Source organism: Acidimicrobiales bacterium, from assembly GCA_036491125.1.
GTDB lineage: Bacteria > Actinomycetota > Acidimicrobiia > Acidimicrobiales > AC-9 > AC-9.
This window is the reverse complement of record DASXCO010000104.1, coordinates 1-10,563: the sequence shown is the minus strand read 5'-3', so window position 1 is coordinate 10,563 and position 10,563 is coordinate 1. Positions and strand designations below refer to the sequence as shown.

At 69.5% G+C, this 10,563-nt stretch carries 9 protein-coding genes; 2 read left to right on the top strand and 7 right to left on the bottom strand.

What is annotated here, in order from left to right; translation table 11 throughout:
• Window positions 1-395 precede the first annotated feature (395 nt).
• Genes VGF64_08955 through VGF64_08940 form a run of 4 tightly spaced genes read right to left on the bottom strand, consistent with a single transcriptional unit; the run spans window position 396 to window position 4,890 of the window.
• Window positions 396-1,547, bottom strand: coding sequence for an acetyl-CoA C-acetyltransferase (locus tag VGF64_08955; GenBank protein ID HEY1634872.1), 1,152 nt, complete (start codon window positions 1,545-1,547; stop codon window positions 396-398).
• Window positions 1,544-2,740, bottom strand: a complete 1,197-nt coding sequence (locus tag VGF64_08950) for a lipid-transfer protein (GenBank protein HEY1634871.1) — start codon at window positions 2,738-2,740, stop codon at window positions 1,544-1,546. Before VGF64_08950 ends, VGF64_08955 begins: the two co-directional genes overlap by 4 nt.
• Window positions 2,733-3,149, bottom strand: a complete 417-nt coding sequence (locus VGF64_08945; protein HEY1634870.1) for an OB-fold domain-containing protein — start codon at window positions 3,147-3,149, stop codon at window positions 2,733-2,735. The genes VGF64_08950 and VGF64_08945 overlap by 8 nt, the downstream gene beginning before the upstream one ends.
• Window positions 3,150-3,162: 13 nt before the next feature.
• Window positions 3,163-4,890 (bottom strand): amidohydrolase family protein, encoded by a 1,728-nt coding sequence (locus VGF64_08940; protein HEY1634869.1) that lies wholly within the window; start codon window positions 4,888-4,890, stop codon window positions 3,163-3,165.
• 676 nt (window positions 4,891-5,566) lie between these two features.
• Between VGF64_08940 and VGF64_08935 the strand changes: the two genes are divergently transcribed.
• Window positions 5,567-6,364, top strand: coding sequence for a hypothetical protein (locus VGF64_08935; protein ID HEY1634868.1), 798 nt, complete (start codon window positions 5,567-5,569; stop codon window positions 6,362-6,364).
• Between the two features lie 32 nt (window positions 6,365-6,396).
• On the opposite strand, the gene VGF64_08930 is transcribed toward VGF64_08935, so the two are convergent.
• Genes VGF64_08930 through VGF64_08920 form a run of 3 tightly spaced genes read right to left on the bottom strand, consistent with a single transcriptional unit; the run spans window position 6,397 to window position 9,232 of the window.
• Window positions 6,397-6,846: a nuclear transport factor 2 family protein gene (locus VGF64_08930; protein HEY1634867.1), complete on the bottom strand. Its 450-nt coding sequence runs from the start codon at window positions 6,844-6,846 to the stop codon at window positions 6,397-6,399.
• An 11-nt stretch (window positions 6,847-6,857) separates the two neighbouring features.
• A complete protein-coding gene (locus VGF64_08925; protein HEY1634866.1) occupies window positions 6,858-7,682 on the bottom strand; it encodes an enoyl-CoA hydratase/isomerase family protein in 825 nt (274 codons plus the stop codon).
• Window positions 7,682-9,232, bottom strand: a complete 1,551-nt coding sequence (locus tag VGF64_08920; GenBank protein ID HEY1634865.1) for an acyl-CoA synthetase — start codon at window positions 9,230-9,232, stop codon at window positions 7,682-7,684. The genes VGF64_08925 and VGF64_08920 overlap by 1 nt, the downstream gene beginning before the upstream one ends.
• Before the next feature lie 104 nt (window positions 9,233-9,336).
• On the opposite strand from VGF64_08920, the gene VGF64_08915 reads away from it, so the two are divergent.
• Complete coding sequence (locus VGF64_08915; GenBank protein ID HEY1634864.1) at window positions 9,337-10,497, top strand: steroid 3-ketoacyl-CoA thiolase; 1,161 nt, start codon at window positions 9,337-9,339, stop codon at window positions 10,495-10,497.
• Window positions 10,498-10,563 lie beyond the last annotated feature (66 nt).

The following is a 10,563-nucleotide window of genomic DNA, read 5'->3' as shown; positions in this document are numbered from 1 at the left end:
ACCTGGCGTCACGCCCGTGGTAGACGGAGGCGTTCGCGAGTGAGCGGCGCTGCCACTCCCTCTGGGCCCGTGGGCGGGGCGGCGATCCGGCGCAGACTGCCGCACAAATCGCGCTCCTCGCGACAAGTTCGCTCGCTGAGTCCCGTGCAACCCTTTCTCGCGGCGTTCAGGTGCCGTTTCTGCGGCCTGAACGCTACAAGGTCGCTCGTAGAGTGCCGACCCAGCTGTTCATGTCGCGTTCAGTTGCGATCGAGCGCGTACGGCGAGCCGGCCGGCGCATCGGCGGCGATTTCGCAGAACGCCGACGATGCGACCGGGCCGGATCGCCTGCCTGTGGTCAGCGAGTGGGCGCGGCGGTCCGGCGGCACCAACGACGGGAGAACGCCTTCCCAGCTTCAGGCGAGTCGCTCGATGATCGTCGTGTTGGCCTGGCCGCCGCCCTCGCACATGGTCTGCAGCCCGTAGCGCCCGCCCGTCCGCTCCAGCTCGCACAGCAGGGTCGTCATGAGCCTCGTCCCGGTGGCGCCAAGCGGATGTCCGAGGGCGATGGCGCCCCCGTTGACGTTGACCTTGTCCAGGTCGGCGCCGGTCTCCTGCTGCCACGCCAGCACCACCGAGGCGAACGCCTCGTTGATCTCGACGAGATCGATGTCGTCCAGCGACAGCCCCGAGCGTTCGAGGGCGTAGGCGGTCGCGGGTATCGGCGCCGTCAGCATGTAGACGGGATCGGCCCCTCGGCAGCTGAGATGGTGGACACGGGCCCTGGGTCGCAGCCCGTGGTCGCGCACGGCGCGCTCCGATGCCACGAGCATGGCGCTGGCGGCGTCGGAGATCTGGCTCGACACCGCCGCGGTGAGGCGGCCTCCGTCGACGAGTGTGGGCAGCGACGCCATCTTCTCGAGCGACGTGTCGCGCGGGCCCTCGTCAGTGGTGACGCCGTCGAGCCCCACGATCTCCTGCTCGAACCGACCCTCGGCGATGGCCTGCCGGGCCCGGCGATGGCTCTCCAGGGCGAACCGCTCCATGTCCTCGCGCGAGACGCCCCACTTGTCGGCGATCATCTCCGCCCCGCGGAACTGGGAGATCTCCTGGGTGCCGTAGCGGGCGACCCATCCCGACGAACCGGAGAAGGGGTCCGAGAAGCCGAGGGGCTCGGCGGCTGTGAGCGCGGACGCGATCGGGATCATGCTCATGTTCTGCACGCCGCCCGCCACGACGAGGTCGTTCGTGCCACTCATCACGGCCTGGGCGGCGAAATGCAGCGCCTGCTGGGAGGAGCCGCACTGCCGGTCGATCGTCGTGCCCGGGACCTCCTCGGGCAGCCCCGCGGCCAGCCAGCACGTCCGGGCGATGTCGCCGGCCTGGGGCCCGATGGTGTCGACACAGCCGAGCAGCACATCCTCCACCGCCGCGGGGTCGACATCGGTGCGCGCCATGAGCGCCTGGAGCACGCGGGCCCCGAGGTCGGCGGGATGGACCTGGCTCAGGCCCCCGCCCCGCTTCCCGACGGGGGTCCGTACCGCGTCGACGATGTAGGCCTCGCTCATCTCACCACTACCACTGACGATCCGTGGCCGAAGAGCCCCTGGTTGACGGTCACGCCCGCCTTGGCCCCCTCGACCTGGCGGCCGCCGGCCTCTCCCCGCAGCTGCCACGTCAGCTCACACACCTGGGCGATGGCCTGGGCGGGGACGGCCTCTCCGAAGCAGGCCAGCCCGCCGCTCGGGTTCACCGGGATGCGGCCGCCCAACGTGGTGTCGCCGTCGTTGAGGAGCCGCTCGGCCTCTCCTTCCTTGCACAGGCCGATGTTCTCGTACCAGTCGAGCTCCAGCGCCGTTGACAGGTCGTAGACCTCGGCCAGGTCGAGATCGTCGGGACCCACCCCCGCCTCGTCGTAGGCGGCGTGCGCGATCGAGTCACGGAAGGCCAGATCCGGGGGAGCCACACCAGTGGCCGAGTCGGTGGCGAAGTTGGGCATCTCGATCACCGTGTTCGGATACCGCGGCGTCACCGTGGAGACGGCGGCGACCTTTACCGCCCGGCGCCGCCTGCGTCGGGCGAAATCCAGGCTCGACAGCACGACCGCCGCGGCCCCGTCGCTCGTGGCGCAGATGTCCAGCAGCCGCAGCGGGCTGGCGACGACCGGGGAGGCAAGCACCTCGTCCTCGCCCACCTCCTTCTGGTACCGAGCGTTCGGGTTGGTCGCGCCGTGACGGCTGTTCTTGACCTTGACCCTGGCGAAGTCCCGCTCGGTCGCGCCGTAGAGCTCCATCCGGCGGCGGGCGTAGAGGCCGAAGTAGGTGGGGTTCGTGGCTCCCAGCAGGCGGAAACGCAGCCAGTCAGGGTCGTCCGGTCGGTCGCCTCCCACCGGGGCGAAGAAGCCCTTGGGCGTGGTGTCGGCACCGATGACGAGGGCGACGTCGCACAGGCCGGCCAGGATCCTCGCCCGGGCGATGTCGATGGCGGTCGCCCCCGAGGCGCAGGCCGAGTAGCAGCTCGACACGCGCGCCCCTGACCATCCGAGCGCCTGGGCGAAGGTCGCCCCCGCCACGTAGCCCGGGTAGCCGTTGCGGATGGTATCGGCGCCGGCGACGTACTGGATCTCTGGCCACTGAAGGCCGGCATCGGCGAGCGCGGCCCGAGCGGCGGTCACGCCGTACTCCACGAAGCTCCGGCCCCATTTCCCCCAGGGGTGCATGCCCACGCCCAGGATCGCCACCTGTCCGTTCGCGTCAGGCACCAGTCGGCCTCCATTTCCACACCAGGTACTCGTGCTCGTCGTCCTCGTAGAGGGTCCCGAGCGTCAGCTCCATCTCGGCGCCCACGCCGAGCGCGGTCACATCGACGCCGGACTCGAGCTGGCCCAACACGACCATGCGTTCGTCCGCGAGCTCGACGGCGGCGATGGCATAGGGCTCGAACGGGTCGGAAGCGACGTACGGCGGCGGCGGCTGGTAGCGGTTGTCGGTGAACGACCAGACGCGCCCCGTTCGGCTCAGCGGTACGTCCTCCAGCTGGCCCTGGCCACACTGCGGGCTGCGACAGGCGGCGGCCTTCGGGAAGAAGCGGGCGCCGCACGACGAGCACCGGCTGCCGAGCAGCTGGGGCCGGTCGTCGTCCATGGTGAACCAGCCCTCTATGACCGGCACCCGGGTCTTGTCCTTACCCATGGCCGCCTGGCACTTCCACCGTGTCGGTGTCGCGGCCCGAGCGCAGCAGCGTTCCCGGGCAGTCTTCGCGGAGGATGTTGGCTCTCACGATCTCCGTCCCGTTGACCAGCACGTGCTCGATGCCGTCCGCCTCGGCATAGAGGCGGCCGGCGCCGCGGGGAAGGTCGTACCGGGTGGACACCGGCCGCGGCCCGACGCGCGCTTCATCGAAGACGACGATGTCGGCGTGGCAGCCCTCGGCGACACGGCCCCGGTCCCTGATGCCGTACAGGCGGGCGGGGACCTCGGTGATCAGATGCACCGCCTCCTCGAGGGGAAGGAGCTGACGATCGCGAACCGAGGGGCCGACGAGCGACGTCGTGTAGATGAACGTGTTCAGCATGTCGAGATGGGCACCGGCGTCGGACGCCCCGATGACGACTCGAGGATCGCGCCACAGGTTCGCCCGGAGCCTCCAGCTCTCGGGATCGTCTCCGCTGGCGGGGAGGAGCAGCCCGGTCCGCAGCTCGTCGGCGATGACGATGTCGAGGAGCGCGTCGAACGGGTCCTCGCCCCGCTCGGCCGCGATGTCGCCCACGAGACGGCCGGTCAGACCTTCGTTGACCGGATCGAAGGTCTCGGCGATGCGCAGCGTCTTCCAGTTGGTCATCGCCCGCAGCATGCCGGCGTCGGGTGACGCTGCGCCCTCCCGGAGCCGCCGTCGCTCGTCAGGGTCGCGGAGCGCCTTCATCTTCTCGCCAGGTGGCAGGCTCATCGTTGCCGACCAGCCTGGCAAGGCGTCGAAGATGAAGCCGGAGAGGAAGTTGAGGCGCACCTCCACCGGGTCGGCGACGGCCAGGGCCACCACCTTGGCTCCCCGCTCTGCCGCGTAGTCCGACGCCCCCAGCTGGTTGGCGGCTCCGTCAGGGTTGCGGGAGGTGATGGCGAGGAGGTTCCAGTTGAGGGGGCGGTTGGCGGCAAGGGACATGGAAGCCATGAGGTCCATGTGCTCGTCCTTGAACGCGCCGACCGTCGGGATGAACTCGAGCGTGGTCCCCGGGTGGTCCCGCACGGCGGAGGCGAGGGAGATCATCTCCTCGGTCGTCGCATGGCGGGACGGCACCGGCTGGCCGTCCCCGTCGTTGTGGGTCGGCGCGCGCGATGACGAGAACCCGAGGCCGCCGGCGGCGAGGGACTCGTGGAGGACACGGACCATCTCGGCCACCTGCTCCTCGGACGCCTCCGCCCCGACGGCCGCCTCGCCCATGACCGAGCGCCGAAGAGCAGAGTGGCCGACGAGAAACCCGGCGTTCACCATCAGCCGGCCGTCCAGCCGGCCCAGCCACTCGCCATAGGACCCCCAGTCCCAATCGAGCCCGGCCTGCAGCGCCTCGATGGGCATCCCTTCGACCTTGGCCAGCATGCGCATGACGTAGTCGGCGTGCTCGGGCGCCATCGGGGCGATGCTGAAGCCGCAGTTCCCACCGACGACGGTGGTCACCCCGTGGTACGGCGACGGGCTGGCGCTCGGGTCCCAGAAGACCTGGGCGTCGTAGTGGGTGTGGATGTCGATGAACCCCGGCGCCACGACCAGGTCGGTGGCGTCGATGGTCCGTCGGGCGGGCTCGTCCACCTCGCCCACGGCGGTGATCCTGCCGTCGCGAATGCCCACGTCGGCCCGCCGCCGGGGCGAGCCCGTGCCGTCGACCAAGCTGGCTCCGGCGATCTTGCAGTCGAGCATCACGGACCCCCACTGTGAGCCTTTGACGTGGCGTCAGGATAACTGGTCTGGCCCAGAACGGCCCTATCCGGGCACCAGGCGTCGGGCGTGAGCGACTTCGCCGGGTTCGCCCCAATTGGACTTGGCTGTTCCACGCTCGGGGGGAGTACGGTTCCGAACGCCAAGCCGAGGCTAGGGGGGCCGCGTCGACACTCAGGGAGGTGCGCATGATCGGACGGCGCAACGGTGTGGGGCGCTCTGCGCTGGTCTGGCGCCTGGGGGCCTGACAGTGCAGCGCCGCGACCCGACGATGTCGATCCGAAGCGCCGAGGCCACCAACGGACGCGGCAACGTGAGCGACGTCCTGGACCGTTCTCTCGCTACACATATTCCGCCGGCGCCATCCCTGGCCCCCTCGAGCGCCGGTAGCCATATTCGACGCGCTCTCCCCGTGTATCTGTTGCTCGGTGCCCTGCTCCTCGGAGCAGCTGCCGTGCACCTCGCCATTGCACCGTCGAACTTCCGTGAGTCGACGCTGCTCGGAGCCGCCGCTCTCGGCTCAGCGGGTTTGCAGATAGGACTGGCGGGCGCGGTAGTCGTGTTCCCGACCCGATGGGTGCTCCGTGCGACAGCGCTGACCAGCCTCGCCCTCATCGTTGTGTGGGCCGTGAGCCGGACCGCAGGTCACGCCGAAGCGGTGAGGTTCGCCGACGGCGTGACGGTCGCGCTCGAAGCGGTTGCTGCGATGCTCGCCGCCGTCCTCGTCGCCAGATGGTCGAATCAGGTCACCGCCAGGGCTCCGGCGGTCATCGCCGCGTTCGGTGCGCTGGCGGTCGCTACCGCGGCGATCGTGTCGCCGGCCGTGCATGACCAAACGGGTGTAAGTCATGCGGTCAAGACGCAAGACCTCGCGACAGCGTCGCAGTTCGACCAGCCACTCGATCCTGGGACCCATGCTTCGCTCGAGCAGCAGCTCATCGACGCTCGCGCGTTCGCCTTGCGCTATCCGACTGCGTCCGACGCAACCGCGAACGGTTATCAACTCGGCGGCGGCTTTGCACCGAGGAAAGGCGCCACCTACATCTCCCCCAGCGGCGCGTCCGGAGGGTTCGATCCCGGTCGGCCGGAGGCACTCATCTATGACGGCACCGCCGCGACCTCCCAGGTCATAGGCCTCGTGTACTTCGCAGTTAGCGAGCAACTGCCGCAAGGCTTCGCTGGATCCAACGACCACTGGCAGCGGCACAGCAACGTCTGCGTCAAGTTCGGACCAGGAGGGGTACAGCCACTGTTCCCAGCCGATGCCGATGTGACCGCCGCACAGTGCGCGAGTGTGCAAGGCAACTTCCTTGGCACAGTCGGTTGGACGGTTCACGCATGGGTGGTGCCCTCGTGGGAGAACCCGCAGGGCGTCTTCTCACCCGACAACCCCCACGTGCGGTGCGCCGACGGTACGGATCACGCCGACCGCGCGGGGTACTGCCAAGGCAACTGAGGCGCTGGCAGATTCCTGCCGGCTCGCCGCGCTCAGGGGGGTGCCGCTGGCCCCGGTGACCCGGGCGCCGAGCTGAACCACGCGGTGTCCTGGATGCGCTCGGCGATCCGCCACCCGGCGGCGGTCCGGCGCAGTTGGTCGCGGTAGTAGCCGCCGACGAACATCAGGGCGAGGGTGCCGTCCCGCTTGGTCCGGCCCATGGGGTTGTAGAAGTAGCTGCGGCTCGTCGCCGTGTCACCCGCCACACGGATCTCACGGTTGGTGACCATGTGCTGGCTCATCGAGAAGATCGACAGCGCGTCGGACAGCCACCTGGTCACCTCGGCCAGCTCGCCGCGTATCCCTCCCGACGAGGTGTAGTCGATGACTGCGTCGGCGGTGAACACCGACTGGTAGAGATCCCAGTCCCTCGTGTCGACGGCCGTTGCGTACCGGGTCAGCAAGTCGTCGATCTCGATCCGGTCGGCGATCTCCTTCGTCATCGCCCCTCCCCTCAGCTCCCTCGGTACACGGGCGGCCGGTTCTCGGTCCGAGCTGCCCGCATCTCGGCGTAGTCGTCGCTCTTGTTGACGAACGTCTGGTAGATGAGCTCGTCGCCCATGGCCGCCCGCTGCTGGGGCTGGGCGAGGCGGGCAATGACCCGGCGGGCCATCTTGACCGTCGCCGCCGGCGCCGAGGCGATCTTCTCTGCCATCTCGCGGGCCGTGACGTCGAGCTCGTCCCGAGGCACGACGCGCGACACGATCCCGTGGTCCAACGCCTCGGCCGCCGAGAGACGGCGGCCGGTGAGCACCATGTCGCTCACCAGACCATGCCCGCACATCTGGTAAAGCACTCCAACGCCGCCTGTGTCGGGGATCACGCCGTAGGTCGCCTCGGGCAACGCGAACCGGGCGTCCTCGGCGGCGATGCGGATGTCGCACAGCAGGGCGCGCTGAAAGGATCCACCGATGGCCCAGCCCTGGATGGCGACGATGACCGGAGCCTCGATCTCCCAGAGCTGCTGGATGCCGCGATGACCCTGGGACATGAGCTCGTGGTGCGAGGCGGCCTGGACGAGCGTGCCGATGGCGCTCACGTCGCGCCCCGACGACCACGACTTGCCTTCGGCGCGCCAGATCACGGCCCGTAGGTCGGGACGTCGCTTCAGCTCGTCGAGGATCTCCCAGAGCCGGGCGTCCATCTCGTCGTCGAAGGCGTTCTGCTTGTCGACGTTGGCGTTGGTGATGGTGGCGATCGGACCGTCGAGGTCCAGCCTGACCTTGTCGGACGACGGAGCCGAGGCCGGCCCGGGAGGCCGGCCCGAGGGATCAGCCATCAGATGGCCCGTTCCCGTCCCTCCCAGTACGGGTCGCGGAGCCGGCGCTTGTACAGCTTGCCGTTGGGGTCGCGGGGCATCTCGACGACGAAGTCGAGCGACCTCGGTGTCTTGAACCGGGCCAGCTTGTCGGCGCAGAAGGCCAGGATGTCCTCGGCCAGCTCGGGAGAGGGCTCCACGCCGGCCGCGGGCTCGATGACCGCCTTCACCTCCTCCCCCCAGTCGTCGTGGGGAACCCCGAACACCGCCGCATCTCCGACCCTCGGGTGACCGAGCAGGACGGCCTCGATCTCGGCCGGGTAGATGTTGGCCCCGCCCGAGATGATCATGTCGGCCTTGCGGTCCCGAAGGAAGAGGTAGCCGTCGTCGTCGAGATAGCCGATGTCGCCGACGGTGAAGAACCGCCCCACCCGGTTGCTCTCGGTCTTCTGCTTGTCCTTGTAGTACTCGAACTCGACCCCCCCCATGGCCATGTACACGGTGCCGATCTCGTTCGCGGGCAGCTCCTTGCCCTCGTCGTCGAGGATCACCACCTCCGAGATCGGCCACGCCTTGCCGACGGTGCCCGGCTTCGTCAGCCAGTCCTCGGAGAAGACCATCGTGCCTCCGCCTTCGCTGGCGGCGTAGTACTCGTCGATCACCGGCCCCCACCACTCGATCATCCCCCGCTTCACGTCGACGGGGCAGGGGGCGGCGGCGTGGACCATGTGACGGAGCGACGAGAGGTCGTACTTGGCCTTGACCTCGTCGGGAAGGGCCAGCAGGCGGTGGAACTGGGTGGGCACCATGTGGCTGCCGGTCACCCGATAGCGGTCGATCAGCTCGAGCATTCCCTCGGGTGTCCACTTGTCCATCAGCACGACCGTGTGGCCGAGCTGGAGCGCGCCTCCGGCGAAGACCAGCACGGCGGTGTGATACAGCGGAGAGCCGCAGATGTGCACGTTGGCGTCGTGGGGTTGCAAGCCGAAGAGCAGCAGCATCCCGCCTGACGCGATGGCGCTCGTCTCCGGGTCCGCCGCCGGGAGCTGCCGGCGGACTCCCTTGGGCTTGCCCGTCGTGCCCGAGGTGTAGTTCATGACCGCGCCGGTGAGGCGGTCGGAGGGGAGCGCGGTCGGCTGTCCCTCCTTGAGCTCCTCGTAGGAACGAAAACCGGGCACCGAACCCACGGCGAAGCTCCGGTCCGCGGCGAATCCCAGCTCCTTGGCCGCCGCCGCGCTGGCATCGGCGAAGCGCTCGTGGGCCACGAGCACCTTGGCGTCGCAGTCCTCGACGATGTAGGCGATCTCCGGTGCGACGAGGTGGTGGTTGATCGGTATCAGGTACCAGCCGGCCTGAAGGGCGGCGAGATAGAGCTCGAAGACCTCGACGCTGTTCGGCAGCACCATGGCGATCGAATCGCCCGGCTCGAGCCCGAGCTGGCGCAGGCCGTGCACCAGCTGGTTTGCTGCACCAAGCAGCTGACCGGCGCTGATCTCGGTGCCGTCGGGGTCGACCACCGCCAAGTGGTCGGGGTCCTCCCCGGCGATGCTCCAGAATCCGAGATCAGCCATCGACGCTCCTTTGTCCCGAATGGCCCTGCGCCGGGGCCACGCCGCCACAGACTAGAACAGATTCCAATAACCTAAGCCGGGACCAGCAGCAGGAGGGAACATCCATGGGCCAGCCCGTGATCGTCGAGGCCGTGCGCACCCCGATCGGCAAGCGCAACGGTGTGCTCTCGGGCATGCACGCCGCCGACATCCTCGCCGCCGCCCAGGTCGAGGTCATCAAGCGGGCGGGCATCGACCCCGCCGACGTGGAGCAGGTCGTCGGCGGCTGCGTCACCCAGGCCGGCGAGCAGGCCTCGAACGTCACCCGCAACGCCTGGCTCGGTGCCGGGCTGCCGTTCGAGACGGCGGCCACCACGGTGGACTGCCAGTGCGGCTCCTCGCAGCAGGCCAACCACCTCGTCGCCGGGCTCGTGTCGGCGGGGGCGCTCGACGTGGGCATCGCCTGCGGCATCGAGGCCATGAGCCGGGTCGGCCTGGGCATGAATGTGTTCAACGGCCCGGGCATACCCCGCTCGGAGGGCTATCCCGCCGACATGCCCGACCAGTTCGGGGCGGCCGAGCGCATCGCCGAGCGTCGGGGCATCACCCGCGAGGATGTCGACGCGCTCGCCCTGGCGTCCCAGCAGCACGCGGCGCGTGCCCAGGCCGAGGGACGCTTCGATCGGGAGATCGCCGCAGTCGAGGCGCCCGAGGTCGGCCCCGACGGACCGATCGGGAGCCGCCGGCTCGTGGACCGTGACCAGGGTCCTCGGGACACCACGGCCGAGGGCCTGGCGAAGCTCAACGCCGTCCGCGAGGGCGGCATCCATACCGCCGGCAACAGCTCGCAGATCTCCGACGGCGCCGCCGCTGTCCTGTGGATGTCCGAGGAGCGGGCCCGCGCAGCCGGGCTCCGGCCGCGGGCCCGCATCGTCGCCCAGGTCCTGGTCGGCTCCGAGCCCTACTACCACCTCGACGGCCCGGTCGACGCCACCCGGCGGGTGCTGGCCAAGGCCGGCATGACCATGGGTGACATCGACCTGTTCGAGGTCAACGAGGCGTTCGCATCGGTCGTGTTGTCCTGGGCGCGCGTCCACCAGCCGGACATGGAGAAGGTGAACGTCAACGGCGGCGCCATCGCCCTCGGCCATCCCGTGGGCGCCACCGGCAGCCGCCTTATCACCACCGCTCTGCACGAGCTGGAGCGCTCCGACCAGACGACCGCCTTGGTCTCGATGTGCTGCGGCGGCGCCCTGGCGACGGGGACGATCCTCGAGCGCATCTGAGTCGCTGGCGGCCGTCGAGCCGCTGAAGGCCGCCAAATCTACGTAGTTCTACTGATGCTATGCGGC